General features: G+C 46.6%; 16 protein-coding genes. 3 read left to right on the forward strand and 13 right to left on the reverse strand.

Going from position 1 to position 13,751, the window contains the following annotated elements:
* Positions 1-262, forward strand: a 262-nt coding sequence (locus BUB35_RS08195; protein WP_143158961.1) for an IS3 family transposase, incomplete at its 5' end; no start/stop codon positions are given.
* Between the two features lie 116 nt (positions 263-378).
* On the opposite strand, the gene BUB35_RS08200 is transcribed toward BUB35_RS08195, so the two are convergent.
* Together BUB35_RS08200 and BUB35_RS08205 are read right to left on the reverse strand one after the other, a co-directional pair.
* The gene (locus BUB35_RS08200; RefSeq protein WP_084730615.1) at positions 379-1,200 is read right to left on the reverse strand and encodes a metallophosphoesterase; all 822 of its coding nucleotides are present in this window, start codon (positions 1,198-1,200) and stop codon (positions 379-381) included.
* A gap of 39 nt (positions 1,201-1,239) precedes the next feature.
* Positions 1,240-1,890: a cysteine hydrolase family protein gene (locus tag BUB35_RS08205; protein ID WP_072850762.1), complete on the reverse strand. Its 651-nt coding sequence runs from the start codon at positions 1,888-1,890 to the stop codon at positions 1,240-1,242.
* Positions 1,891-2,005: 115 nt separating this feature from the next.
* Between BUB35_RS08205 and BUB35_RS08210 the strand changes: the two genes are divergently transcribed.
* Positions 2,006-2,752: an ABC transporter ATP-binding protein gene (locus BUB35_RS08210; protein ID WP_022364426.1), complete on the forward strand. Its 747-nt coding sequence runs from the start codon at positions 2,006-2,008 to the stop codon at positions 2,750-2,752.
* A complete protein-coding gene (locus BUB35_RS08215; protein WP_072850764.1) occupies positions 2,742-3,560 on the forward strand; it encodes an ABC transporter permease in 819 nt (272 codons plus the stop codon). The genes BUB35_RS08210 and BUB35_RS08215 overlap by 11 nt, the downstream gene beginning before the upstream one ends.
* Positions 3,561-3,601: 41 nt before the next feature.
* Here the strand turns inward: BUB35_RS08215 and BUB35_RS08220 are convergent, their stop codons facing one another.
* From BUB35_RS08220 to BUB35_RS08270, 11 genes are all read right to left on the reverse strand, one after another.
* On the reverse strand, positions 3,602-3,898 hold the full coding sequence (locus BUB35_RS08220) for a hypothetical protein (RefSeq protein WP_072850766.1): 297 nt from the start codon (positions 3,896-3,898) through the stop codon (positions 3,602-3,604).
* Positions 3,899-3,915: 17 nt separating this feature from the next.
* The gene (locus tag BUB35_RS08225; protein WP_072850768.1) at positions 3,916-4,989 is read right to left on the reverse strand and encodes an FAD:protein FMN transferase; all 1,074 of its coding nucleotides are present in this window, start codon (positions 4,987-4,989) and stop codon (positions 3,916-3,918) included.
* Between the two features lie 124 nt (positions 4,990-5,113).
* Positions 5,114-7,066: a complex I subunit 5 family protein gene (locus BUB35_RS08230; RefSeq protein ID WP_072850770.1), complete on the reverse strand. Its 1,953-nt coding sequence runs from the start codon at positions 7,064-7,066 to the stop codon at positions 5,114-5,116.
* A gap of 15 nt (positions 7,067-7,081) precedes the next feature.
* Positions 7,082-8,560 carry a complex I subunit 5 family protein gene (locus BUB35_RS08235; protein WP_072850772.1) on the reverse strand — a complete coding sequence of 493 codons (1,479 nt, stop codon included), beginning with the start codon at positions 8,558-8,560 and terminating at the stop codon, positions 7,082-7,084.
* A gap of 18 nt (positions 8,561-8,578) precedes the next feature.
* The gene (locus BUB35_RS08240; RefSeq protein ID WP_072850774.1) at positions 8,579-10,045 is read right to left on the reverse strand and encodes a complex I subunit 5 family protein; all 1,467 of its coding nucleotides are present in this window, start codon (positions 10,043-10,045) and stop codon (positions 8,579-8,581) included.
* 32 nt (positions 10,046-10,077) lie between these two features.
* Positions 10,078-11,583 (reverse strand): complex I subunit 5 family protein, encoded by a 1,506-nt coding sequence (locus BUB35_RS08245; protein WP_084730616.1) that lies wholly within the window; start codon positions 11,581-11,583, stop codon positions 10,078-10,080.
* Positions 11,583-11,957, reverse strand: coding sequence for a sodium:proton antiporter (locus BUB35_RS08250; protein WP_072850776.1), 375 nt, complete (start codon positions 11,955-11,957; stop codon positions 11,583-11,585). Before BUB35_RS08250 ends, BUB35_RS08245 begins: the two co-directional genes overlap by 1 nt.
* 1 nt (position 11,958) lies before the next feature.
* The gene (mbhE, locus tag BUB35_RS08255; protein WP_072850778.1) at positions 11,959-12,864 is read right to left on the reverse strand and encodes a hydrogen gas-evolving membrane-bound hydrogenase subunit E; all 906 of its coding nucleotides are present in this window, start codon (positions 12,862-12,864) and stop codon (positions 11,959-11,961) included.
* A 1-nt stretch (position 12,865) separates the two neighbouring features.
* On the reverse strand, positions 12,866-13,132 hold the full coding sequence (locus BUB35_RS08260; RefSeq protein ID WP_022254818.1) for a hydrogenase subunit MbhD domain-containing protein: 267 nt from the start codon (positions 13,130-13,132) through the stop codon (positions 12,866-12,868).
* Positions 13,129-13,434 carry a cation:proton antiporter gene (locus BUB35_RS08265; RefSeq protein WP_072850780.1) on the reverse strand — a complete coding sequence of 102 codons (306 nt, stop codon included), beginning with the start codon at positions 13,432-13,434 and terminating at the stop codon, positions 13,129-13,131. Before BUB35_RS08265 ends, BUB35_RS08260 begins: the two co-directional genes overlap by 4 nt.
* Positions 13,431-13,751 (reverse strand): MrpF/PhaF family protein, encoded by a 321-nt coding sequence (locus tag BUB35_RS08270; RefSeq protein WP_072850782.1) that lies wholly within the window; start codon positions 13,749-13,751, stop codon positions 13,431-13,433. The genes BUB35_RS08265 and BUB35_RS08270 overlap by 4 nt, the downstream gene beginning before the upstream one ends.

Consider the following 13,751-nt stretch of genomic DNA (forward strand, 5'->3'; position numbering starts at 1 on the left):
ATATTACCGCCAAATGCTCAAACAAAAAGGAATCCGGCAAAGTATGAGCCGAAAGGGTAACTGTCTGGACAATGCTGTCATGGAAAATTTCTTTGGATTGCTCAAGAGCGAACTTCTCTATCTTCAACAGTTTCAATCTATGGAACATTTCAAGCAGGAACTGGTGGAATATTTAGATTATTATAATAACCATCGAATCAAAGCAAAGTTAAAGGGCTTGCCACCTGCAATTTACAGACAACAAGCCCTTCTGGCTTCTTAAACAATTTTAATTTGAAAATATTGTCTAACTTTTTGGGTTCAGTTCATGATACAAAGGTTTCCGGCTTATTTTATTTATCTGTATTTCATTAAATTTTTTGAAATGCGTTTCCTATTTCACACTTCATTCGGTACCAATTCCACCATGACCACTTCCGGCGGATTCCAGATACGGGGCAGATTGTTTTTACAAAGTCCCCGACTTACCACCATAGTAGTTTTCTCCAGCTGATACATACCACCAGCATACTCTGGGAACCATCCCTGATTAGGCGCAAACAACCCATTCAAAATGAAGGGTATCCGCACCTGTCCCCCATGGGCATGACCAGCCGCCACTAAATCAAAGCCGCTTTCTGCATACCACTGTACCAATTCCGGGCGATGAGAAAGGAGAATGGTAAAATCATCGTCATTTCTTTCTTCTTTCACCTGTTCCAATTGACTTTCCCATTCAGAAAAATCAGAAAACTTATCCGGGTCATTGACGCCAGCAATCTGGATGACGTTTCCATTCAAATCCAGCTTCGTTGTTTCTCCCTCCAAAACGGTAACGCCATAAGAAGCAATCATTTCCGCGATTTTCTCATATTCTCCAGACCAATGCTCATGATTGCCAGAAACATAGAAACAAGGATATGTATTTCCAATGGCATCCAGCAGCTGCTTTGTACCGTCATGGGGCACTTCGTCATCTGCAATGTCCCCTGACAGCAGTATAGCATCAGGTTCCTGTGCCTCTAATAATGCTACCAGTTTCTCCTGATTCTCACCGTAAATGGTGCTGTGCAGATCTGTAACCACTGCCAGACGGACTGGAGATGTAATTTTCGAAGATTCCAGCTTGTATATCTGGACTTTCAAATGGGTCTGCAATGCAGAAGCCAGTATGCCAATGACAAGCACACCTGCCAGCAGAAAAATCCCTTTCTTTTTCATACGAAACTCCTTTCACCGCCCCCATTTTACCCCTGTTTTTTATTCCGGTGCTGTTTCGTCCGCTTCCACTCGATCTCTCACTTCCTGCACCACGTTTTTCATGACAACGCCTTCTTTCAGGAAGGTTTCCGCATCCAACACCGTTGCGCCGATAAATGCCATATCCTCCATATTGGCTTTCTGTACCGCTTCACTTCTGGAAGAACAGCAATCCTCAATGATTGCCACATTATAGTCCAGAGATAACCCATCATAGCAGGTTGCACGGATACAGTTTGGTGTAGTAGTCCCTGTCAGAATCACCGTATCCACCCGCAGTCTGCGCAGAATCAAATCCAGTTCTGTCTGGAAAAATGCAGAGAATCTAGGCTTGATGATGGTATAATCCCCTGCCTGTGGTGTAAAAGCTTCCGGCACTTCAATGGAGCAGTCCCCGGTGCTGTTCGGTGCCAGACAGCGTCCCCCTGCCAGCCAGTTGTCATAACGGCATGCTTCCACATCGCTGCCGTCTTTCCGGTAAATGCGGTTCACAAAGAAAACGGGAATTTTTCTGTTTCTCGCTTCGGCGATGACCTTTGCCAATGCAGGCACCGTATCTGCCGCCTGTTTGATGTAAAGCGGAGAGTTTTCGTTCAAAAATCCTTCTTCCATATCAATAACAACCAATGCTGGTTTGATTTCCTGTGACATAAAATCCCTTCTTTCATTTTTTCAAAAGTATACCACAGTTTTTTACAGTAGGAAAGGCACCTTTTGTCCCTGCCTCCATAGTATAAACATATAATTTGCAAAGGAGGTCTTCCCATTGCGCCCCATGCTTTCTCTGCATGATGTCACCCTCAGTTATCACAGTCTCAGTGGCGAAACGAAGGCCGTTTCCCATCTGTCTTTTTCCGTGGAGGAAGGGGAATTTGTCACCATTGTTGGTCCCAGCGGCTGCGGTAAATCCTCCATATTATCCATGCTGGCTGGACTGATTCCCCCTTCATCCGGCAGTCTTTCCGTCAACGGCAACATCGGCTACATGCTGCAAAAAGACCATCTGCTGGAATGGCGTACCATCCGCCGCAATGCCCAATTGGGATTGGAACTGCAAGGCAAACTGACGCCGGAAAATATCGCTTTTGTGGATCACATGCTGGATCAATACGGCTTAGGCGATTTCAAAGACCGTTTTCCCTCTGAACTTTCCGGCGGCATGCGCCAACGGGCTGCCCTGATTCGTACCCTTGCTGTCCGCCCAGATATTCTGTTGCTGGATGAGCCTTTTTCCGCACTGGATTATCAGACCAGACTGTCTGTGGCAGACGAAATCGGCACCATCATCCGCAAAGAAGGAAAAACAGCCCTTCTGGTGAGCCACGACATTTCCGAAGCCATCAGCCTTTCCGACCGCGTCATCGTGTTATCTGGTCGTCCCGCGCGGCTGAAAAAAATCCACACCATTTCCCTTTCCGTGGAAAACCGTACCCCCATGAAAGCCCGGGAAGCCCCGGAATTCCGAGAATATTTCAATCAAATCTGGAAGGAGCTGGATGTCCATGTGGCGTGAAATCAAACGACCTCCCGTTTCTGCCCAGCAGACTGCCTTTCTGCGTCGTCTGAAACTGCGGCGTTATACCATCTACACCATACAGATTTTGCTGTTGGTTGGCTTTTTCCTCTTGTGGGAAGTGGCTGCCCGAAAAGGCTGGGTAGATGCCTTTCTGTTCAGCCAGCCCACAGAAATCTGGGCGACCGCTGTGGAAATGGCAGAAAACGGTATGCTTTGGAAACACATCGGCGTTACGTTGGCAGAAACTGTTGCCGGCTTTGTGCTGGGCACCATTCTCGGTACACTGACTGCCATACTGCTCTGGTGGAACCGGATGATTTCCGATGTAGCAGAGCCCTATCTGGTGGTTCTCAACGCTTTGCCCAAAACAGCCCTTGCCCCAATCATCATTGTCTGGCTTGGCAACGGCAAAACTTCCATCATCGTTGTGGCACTGCTCACATCTGTCATTGTTACCATCATGACTGTTCTCAACGGATTTTTACAGACCGACGAGGAAAAAATCAAACTCATCCGCATTTTTGGCGGCGGAAAATGGCAGATTCTGAAAAAAGTCGTATTTCCTGCCAATATTCCCTGTATGGTCAACGCTTTGAAAATCAACGTGGGTCTTTCCTTTGTGGGCGTGATCGTCGGGGAATTTCTGGTGGCACAGGCAGGTCTTGGCTTTCTCATTATCTACGGAAGCCAGGTTTTCAAACTCTCTTGGGTTCTCATGAGTGTTGTCATTCTCTCTATTTTGGCAGCACTTCTTTACGAAGCCATCAATCTGTTGGAAAAACGTATACTGAAAAAACGCCTTTGACAAAAAAAGACCGAACCTATAAAGATTCGGTCTTTTTATTTTTATTCGTCTTCCGCTACAATCCGCATCACAAAGCCTTCTTCATCGTCTTTGTGATCTTCTTCGAAATCTTCTTCAAAATCATCCTCAGACAGTTCCAATACAAACCGCACTGCTGTCAAGCATGCTGTCACCAGAAAAATCAGAGAACTGATGATCATAATGGGTTTTTTCCGTTCTTTTTTTACTGTCAGACCCAGCATCACCCCAAAAGCGCAAACACAGGTTTTGATCAGTGCCATGTCTTTCCAGTCGCATTCCAGCACATAATCATTCAAAAATGTTGCCAACTTTTTCATAACATACCCGCCTTTCTTTATCTTGTCACCGTTTCATATGTAAAATCATTGTCCTGTCCCTCAAAAGTGAACTGATCCGCAATCCCTTCTGTGGCAATGACTTTCCCATCTTCCGTTACAAAAATTGCTTCAAAATCATCACTCTGCCGCCATAATTCCACTGCGCGGTCATAGCCCATAACAAAAAGGGCTGTAGAAAGGGCATCGGCTTTTGTGCCGTTTTCCGAAATGATAGTCACAGAAAGCAGACCGCTGTCGGAAGGATATCCCATAGCAGGGTCGATGATGTGATGGTACCGTTTGCCGTCCTGATCGAAGTACCGCTGGTATCCGCCAGATGTAATGACAGAACAGTCAGATACTTCCACCAAGCCTACATAATCCTCTGTATTTAAGGGGTTTTCCACGGCTATTTTCCAAGGATTTCCGTCGGGTTTATTGCCGATGGCGGAAATATTGCCGCCAAGCCAGATCAAGGCGGATTCCACGCCTTCTTCTTTCATAAGTTTTGTGACTGCATCAGAAGTGTAGCCTTTGGCAATACCGCCCAAATCTACTGCCATACCTTCTTTTGCCAGATACGCCGTCTGGTCTTCTTCAGAAAGTATCACACTGTCGTTATCCACCAGAGGCATCAGTGCATCCAGTTCCGCCTGGGTAGGCACATGATGTTCTTCCTCTGTAAATCCCCACGCCTTCACCACAGGGGAAATGGTCATATCATAACATCCATTTGTCAACTCTTCCATTTCCTTAGCGGTTTTCAGCAGATACATGGTATCCTCAGAAACCGGCACCGCTTGTTTTCCTGCATTGGCATTGAGCTGTGCAATTTCGCTGTCCTCCATGGTCACAGAAAGCAAACGTTCCAGTCTGCGGATTTCCTGTTCCGCGTCTGTCATGATCTGTTCGCCATTCTCATGGTACACCGTAAATGTCATGATGGTATCCATGGCAAAAGTGGTGGCTTCGTGGCGATTTTCCTCTTTCGCCTGAGCAAGCATTTGCTGTGCCTGTTCTCGTTTTTCCGAGCAGCCTCCCAGTATAAATACAGATGCCAGCACAAGGGCTGCTGTTTTTTTCCAATTCATGTATGTTCGTTCTCCTTTTGTATGACTTGTTCTAATTTTATTTTACATAGCAAAAAGCTTCCTGTCAAATAACGAAAAAAAGATAGATGTCCCGAGAATCCCCCGTTTCATCTATCTTTTTTATTTAAATCAAAATATAAAGCATGGCAATGGCAAGACCGATACCAATCATCAGCAGGCTTCGTGCAAAGCCTTCCCGGTAAACGGTTTTGTCTGTTTCCCCATCGGTATAAGCAGAGAAATACTTATCTTCTGGAGGAATGACTCTTGCGTTGTCGCTGTTAAAGATTGCCATACGCAGCAGGGAAATAAACCCATCTGTCAAAGTACCTGCCAATCTTGCGAAGAAACCACCGATAAAAGGCAGTACCCCCAGCAGCAGCGGACGGTATACCTTTTCTTCCAGATTCAGCCATGCAGGCCAACGATCCAGATAAACGGTTTCGCCATCTTCGTTTTCCCGCATCAAAACGGTACGGACAAAAAGGAAGTACACAGCCGCGCCTACAATGAGGGAAATGACTGCGCCTTTCAAGTTCACCCAAGCGAAGTATTCCACTGCGTGATCTGGTGCATGGGCACCCAGGAATGTGACACCAACAGCGGAAATACGATCCTGTGTCAGATGCGGCAGCATGCCGCACACAGGCAGTGCCAATGCGCACAATGCCAAAATCACTTTATTCACAGGGTTCAAATAAGCCCCCTGTTTCTGTACCGGTAAGGGATGGCTGTTTTTCTCTACAAAAACAGCAACAAAAATCTTTGTCATGTACGCCAGTGTCAAACCGCCGGCAAAAAGGAACAGATATTCCACTGTTTTCATATAGAACACAGACTGTCCCGCTTCTTCCAGAATATGAATATACTCCACAATACTTTCATGAAGCAGTGTTTTGCTGACATAGCCATTCCAAAGAGGAATCCCGCCGATACCCAAAAGTGCCATAAGAAATACCACTTTCAGCAGCAGTTTATCCCGTCCAAAACCTTTGATTTTATTCAAATCCAATTCGTGCAGGTTCATAAATACCACGCCTGCGGACAGGAACAGCACCAGTTTCAGCATGGAATGGTTGATAAAGTGCAGCAATGTACCGGAAGCCGCAAGGGCGTTATGTTCGCCCAAAACACCCTGCATGGCAATACCCACCATCATAAAACCAATCTGGGACATGGAAGAACACGCCAATGTCCGTTTCAGGTTGATAGAGAACAGTGCCAGAATTGCACCCATGAGCATGGTAATCATACCAAGAATGAGCATGAAATTTCCCCAAGGGGCATCATGGAAAAAGATCTTCGCAGTAATCATCATGATGCCGAACACACCGGTCTTTGTCAGCAGACAGGACAGCAGTGCGCTGGCAGGAGCAGGCGCCAATGTATAGGCATTGGGCAGCCAGATATGCAGGGGGAATAACCCTGCTTTTGCCGCAAAGCCGAAGAACACCAGAACACCGATGCCATAGAAGGCAGATTTATCTGTCTGCTGCGCCATAAACTGCTGCAGCAGATCCATCTGCAAAGTACCTGTTTTCTGATAGAGCATGAACAGCCCCATAAGTGTCACCAAGCCCCCCAGCACTGCCACAGCCAGATAGGTGTGAGCAGCCCGGATAGCTTCTTTTGTTTCGTCGTGCATAACCATAACAAAAGAAGTAAAGGACATGATTTCGAAGAAAATAAATGTAGTAAAGAAATCGGCAGAGAGGAAAATCCCCATGGTTGCCCCTTCTGTCAGCAGCATAAACAGATAATACCGATTGCGATTTCTGTCCTGCTGGAAATATTCTTTGGAATAAATGGTGGTAATGAGCCAGATAGCCCCAGTCAGTACCGCCAGAATGACTTGCAGTCCGCCGCCGGCAAAGAGCAGCCCCAGACCACAGATACCTGCTTCCTGAAAGACTTCTTCTTTGCCAATAAGCAGCAGTGATGCGCCGAATGTCAGGAGGGTTACCAGCATTGCCCAGTAATCTCTGGCGTTTTTATTCTTTCTGCCAATGATATAGCCGATGATACCGCCCAGCATAGGGAAGAAAACCAAAAATGGCAATATGATTGAATGATTCATTTTTTCTCCCCTCCTTTAGTTCAAGTGCATAACAACACGCTGCAAAGCTTCCATCAAAGGTCCCGGTGTAAATGCCAGCACCAGAGATGCGATGGTCAGTATAATCAAGGGACCTTTCATATACCAGTTCGGGTCTTGGACATGGTCATAATATCCTTCTGGGTACTCCTTATTTCTAGGGAAGTACGCCCGCACCACAATATAAAACACATACAGAGCTGTCAACAATGCGGAAATAATCAGCGCCAAAATTCCCAGATAGGATACAGGATTTCCGCCCTGCACTGCCGCCGTTGCCAATGCCCATTTACTGTGGAATCCTGCAAAAGGCGGAATACCTACCAGCCCAATGCCCGTAATGGTCATGGCTGCAAATGTGACAGGCATCAGTCTGCCAAAGCCTTCCACTTCGTACAGGTATTCCCGATGGGTCTTATACAGCACCGCACCGGCTGTAAAGAACAGTGTAATTTTCAGTACCGCGTGGTAAATCATGTGCATCAATGCCGCCGCCAGTCCCAGAGGCGTCATCAGCGCAATACCGAAAATGATATAAGACAGATTAGATACTGTAGAATACGCAAATCTTCTCTTGATATGGGGCGTCCGCAGAGCAACTGTGGAACCAAATACAATGGTGATAGCTGCTGCTACCAGCATCACATTCTGTGCCACGGTACCCACCAGAAAATCTGTGCCAAAGCTGTAATACGTCAGACGGATGATGGCAAAGATACCGGATTTTACGACAGCTACCGCATGGAGCAGCGCTGTAACAGGTGTCGGTGCCACAGATGCTTTTGGCAGCCAACGATACAGCGGGAAAACTGCCGCTTTGACGCCAAAACCGAAGAATGCCGCAATGAATACCAGCTGCAATGTGGTTTCATGGCCTGCTACCAGAATGGGATTGAGCACCCCACCCGGTACAAAGTCGATGGATGTACCATAGCAGTACACAAATACAAAGCCGATGAACGCCAATGCCGCACCGAACATCATGTAAAGAATATACATCTTTCCGGCGTGTCTTGCCTTGTTGTCCATGGCGTGCATAACCAAAGGTAATGTAACCAGTGTCAAAAATTCATAGAATAAGTACATGGTCAGGAAGTTACCGGAAAAGGCAATCCCCAGTACCACGCCAAAGGTCATGGTGAAGAATGCAAAAAACCGGTCTTCGTGTCCTTCGTGGGTCATGTATTCAAACCCGTAAATGGTGGTCAGAATCCAAAGGATAGATACCATGGTGCCAAATACCTTGGACAGACCATCCATCCGCAGTTCCAAGGACAGCTTATCGCTGAAATGGAACAGTGTAAACGCATCTGCCTTTCCGCTCCAGATGGCGAACAGGGCAAAAATTGCGTTCAAAACCACAATGGTCAAAACCCATTGTTCTCGTTGTTTTCTTTCCTTGAATTTTACCGGCAGCAGACAAATTCCCGCAAGAATCGGAAAGAATACCGGTAAAACCGTAATCAATGCGCCCATATTGTTCCCACCTTTTCTTTAGAAAATGACGCCGCTAATGTTTGTGATCCAGTCTGTCAGGCACTGGGGGAATGCCCCGAATGCCACCGCTGCCAATGCCAAAAGAATCAGCGGAACCGTCATCAGGTAATTGGGCTCTTTCTTTTTCAGACTGCCGTAATCAAAATCTTTTCCCGGGAAAAATGCCGCCGATACGATGGGCAGCAGATACCCCGCCGTCAGCAATGCGCTGACCATAAGCACTGCAACACCAACAAGCCCTAAAGTGCCGAAGTCCGGCTGCAGACCACCCTGTGCCAGATACCATTTGCTGACAAAACCGGCTGTGGGCGGAATCCCGATAAGGGACAGAGAAGCAATGGCAAATGTCCACATAACGATGGGCATTTCCTTTCCCAGTCCTTTCAGTTCATATACGAATGTTTTACCTGTTTTGTAAATGATAGCGCCTGCTCCAAGGAACAGAATATTCTTTGCCACCGCATGGAATACCACCTGCATGAGTGCACCCAAGAATCCCAGTGGATGCAGCAGGAACAGCCCAAAGAGCACATAAGAAACCTGACTGACTGTGGAGTATGCCAGACGGCGTTTCAGCAATTTTTCTTTATATGCCAGCATGGAACCCATAAATACGGTGATGATGGCAAGGGTCAGCAGTGTATTCTGCACCCAAGTACCGCGGATAAAATCAGGTCCTACCAGATAATATGTCACACGGATGATGGCAATGACACCGCCTTTTGTGATGATACCGGAAAGGACGGCAGATGCCGGTGAAGGTGCCACAGGATGAGCTGTAGGCAGCCATGCGTGCAGCGGGAACATACCCGCTTTACAGCCAAAACCGATCATCATCAGGAAGTATACTGCCAGCAATACATTTTCATTGCCTGCCAACAGTTCCAGATTCAATGTACCGCCGGGCATGAATGTGGTGGTATCGCAATAGCTGTTCAGGAAGAAGAAGCCCATAAGCCCCAAACCTGCGCCAAATACGGAATACCCCAGATATTTCATACCAGCCCGTACCGCTTCTGGTGTTCCTGTATGGATAACCAGAGGCAATGTAAGAAGTGTCATGTATTCATAAGATAAATATAATGTCATCATGTTCGCAGAGAAACAAAGGCTCATAAGCGCTCCCAGCGACATGGTATAAAACATAAAGAACCGTGCCGGTTTCTGTTCATGTTTCATGTATTCAAAGGCATAAATCCCTGCCAGCAGCCAAATGATGCAAATCATGCAGGCAAAAAGCTTAGCAAGACCATCTGTGTGGTATGCCAGCGCAAGACGGTCTGTCATCTGCCACAGGGTGAAGGTATATTCCCCCATGGACAAATAGAGCACCGCCCCAAGTTCTATGACCAGTGTTGCAAACACTAGTAAATTCCGCTGTTTTTCCTGTTTCTGAAAGCCGATGACAATGCCGGCAATCACGGGAAACAATAAAGGAAACAGCAGGATTGCATTTCCGTTCATTTTTTATCACCTATCCCCTCATGCTCCCGTTGTTACTGCAGCAAAATGATGCCCCGTTCAATGACTTCGATAAATGGACGATAATATACGCCCAACGCGATATTGATCAGCACAAACAAAATGATACAAACGCCAAAAGCCGGCGAAACAGAAACACGTGTCTGTTCTTCTCCTTCTGTCTTGACAGGTGTCCAGATTGCGATAACGGAAGGCAGGAAATACATTGCGTTCAGGATCATGCTGATCCCCAGGACGATCAAAACCGCTGCCATTTTCCCCGGCGAGTATACAGATGCCGTTGCGAAATACAGCTTAGAGATAAAGCCTACAAACAGCGGCACACCGACCATGGACAATGCCCCGACCGTAAAGCCGATGCCTGCCAGAGGATTTCTTCTTGCAGCACCTCTCAGATAATAAATCTGTTCTTTGCCGCCGCTGTCCTGCACCATCTGACCGCAGCAAAGGAACAGCATGGATTTTGTCACCGCATGGGCAAGGATATGGAAGCAAGCCGCAACCATGGCAATTCTGGTAGACATGCCGATACCCATGTAGATATACCCAATCTGTGCCACGGAAGAATAAGCAAGCATACGTTTCATACGGGTTTCCCGCATGGCGTACACAGACCCCATGACCATACCAGCCAGACCAAATACAAACAGAATGTCAATGATTTTCAGCTGCAGCATAACATCTACGGAAAATACACTATAAATCAGTTTGATGGCAAGGAAGATGTAGCTTTTCAGCACCAGACCGGACAACACCCCACTGGATGTGGGAACTGCTGCCTGATAAGCGCCGGGCAGCATGGAATGGAAAGGGAAAAGCGCGCTTTTGATGGCAAGACCGATGAACACAAACCCTGTTACTACCAACAGGGGGAATGTATACTGTCCTGTTGCCACCAGTTCCACAATGGCTTCTTTCATCTGGGGGAACAGCAGGTGTCCTGTAATGCTGTACAGGATGCTGATCCCCAGCAAAATGGTACCGGAACCCAGCAAACTAATTACCAGATAGTGTGTGGTACCTACCATTGCCTGAGCAGTCCCCTTTGCCATAATCAGGGCACAGGAAGCAATGGTCAGAATTTCGATAAATACATAAGCTGTGAAAATATCGTTTGTATACGCCAATGCCAGCATGGAACCAAACAAGGCATTGAGCATAATGAAATAAAAGCTCTGTTTTTCAGGCACAATATCATGGAAAATAAATTCCTGACCGCCTGTAGTTGTCAGCAGCATAACCACACTGAAAATCAGTGCCATCATGGCTTCCAGCGGGCCTGCACGCAGTTCGTTGCCCCAAGGTGCGGGAAAATGCCCCATCATGAATGTGAAGGATTCCCCTGTGGTTGTCACATTGACCAGCAGGATTGCCGACATGATTGCAACAATAAGCACCATCAGCGCATGTACTTTATAGGCAGTCTTTCCGTTCTTAATCAGCGGTGTGATGATGCCGCAGAACATTGCCAGAAAAATGCTGAAGAAGGGAATGTTGTGTATCCAATTCACATGCTCCATCATTCACCCTCCCTTTCTCTGGACAACCGCATGATTTCGTCCATATTCAGTGTGCCGTAATGTTTATACAGCCGTTGTACCAGTGCCAGAGAAAAAGCCGTAATGCTGACAGAAACAACGATGCCTGTCAGCACCAGACCCGCTGGTACCGGATTGATGTAATAATCCGCATCAATGATGCCGTTTGACAAAATGGGGGCGACTCTGCCGTTGATGTAGCCTTTTGCTGCCAAGAACAGGTATACTGCCGTATCCATGATGTTCAAACCTATGAATTTTTTAATCAAGTTATTTTGCAGAAGCAAATTCATAAATCCAATACCAAACAGGATTACCGAAGCCGCTTCATAATAGTTAATCAGCAAATGACTCATATCAGATATCCCCTTTTGTAAACAGTGCGTAAAATCCGTACATGGTAGCGGCAACAATCAATCCAACACAGATATTCAGAGGCAGGATAAATCCGGCACTGAGAATATTGCCCGGTGTCCCCTTGGGAATGGCGTATCCCACATGGTTTGCCCCTGTGAAGAAGGAATAACTCTTGCATGCGCAGTACGTCAGCAGGCAGGCAACGCTGATGCCTGTAAATGTCTTGAATGTAAAGAATGTCTGCATTTTCTTATGTCCGTTGGCAGCTGCATACAGAATCAGACCTGCACCGATGATGGAGCCGCCGGAGAAGCCGCCGCCGGGAGAAAGATGCCCGTTGAGAATAACGTAAATGCCGTAAAGGATAATCAACGGAGAAAGATACTTCGCGCCGACCTTCAAAATGGATTTGTGGTCTGCCGCATCCAGCATTTCGTCTTCCGCAATTTCCTTATCCTCTGCTTCACTGATGTTTTTCTTATCCCGTTTCAGCAGCATCAGTACGCAGATAACAGCCAGGAACAATACATTAGATTCCCCAAAGGTATCGAATGCACGATAGTCCAGAATCATGCCTGCTACAAAGTTGATAGCCCCTGTTTCTTCAATGCCTTTTTCCAGATAACGTTCCATGACCTCATTATTGGCAGGGTCCATGGGATCGCCAAATGTTGGCAGATTGGATACCACCAGCAGCATGATGGTGATGAACACAATGGAGATCAATACACACAAAAACCAGTACAGCCCTTTATTGGACTTGATTTCCTGTATATTGGGACGTTTCAGCCATTGCCGTTTTTTCGGCTGTTCCCTTCTGGCGATGTATTCATCGGCATGAATCAGGGCTTCCTCTCCGTTGATCCAAGCATTCAGTTTTCGCCAGAACGATTTTTCTTCTTTCATATTAACCCTCTCTTGTACCTTTCAGCGCATGTACTTTTTTCAGCGTGAGGAAGAACAATACGCTGTCTACGCCTGCGCCAACTGCCGCTTCTGTAATGGCAAGGTCAGGCGACTGTAAAAATACCCAGATAATTGCCATGATGGAGCTGTACCCCATAAAAACAATTACCGCAATAAACAAATTTCTTGTAACCGATACCCCAATGGCACTGGCAATCAAAAATACCACCAGCAGCATTTGTATGATTGTACTGACTTCCATACTCATTTGCCATGCACCCTTTCATCGTAGTCCTTATTCGTCAGCATTTCCACCTTCCCGATCATATGAGAAGCGATGGGACTGGACATCCAGAAAAACAGGATCATCAGAATATATTTTGCAATGTGGAACACATCATGACCTAAAATGATAAGTCCAATGACTACCAATCCCAGCCCCATGGTGTCACCCATTGCTGCCGCATGCATACGGTTCATCACATATTTCAGGCGGTAGATTCCCAGCAGTGACAAGGCAAATACAATGGTGCCCATGCAAATAAAAATACCAGCTATGATCTCTCTCATTGCTTTTCCGCCTCCTGTTCTTTCCGTTTCAGATACAATTCGCGCCCCTTGTGGTGCAGTGTAACCACGTGGCAGATGATGACCACTGCCAAGAAGCTCAGCAGTGTATAAACCAGTGCCACATCCACCAACATGGATTCTTTCAGATATGCCGATAAAATACAAATGATTGCTGTTGTCATGGTGCCGATCATATTGATGGCAACGATACGGTCTGTGAATCTAGGTCCCCGTACCGCTCTTGCAAAGGCAAGAAAAATACCGATAATCAGCAGCACCATGCTGCCTTCCATAATTCTGTCCAATAGTACACTCAT

Source organism: Anaerotignum lactatifermentans DSM 14214, assembly GCF_900142265.1.
Lineage (GTDB): Bacteria > Bacillota > Clostridia > Lachnospirales > Anaerotignaceae > Anaerotignum > Anaerotignum lactatifermentans.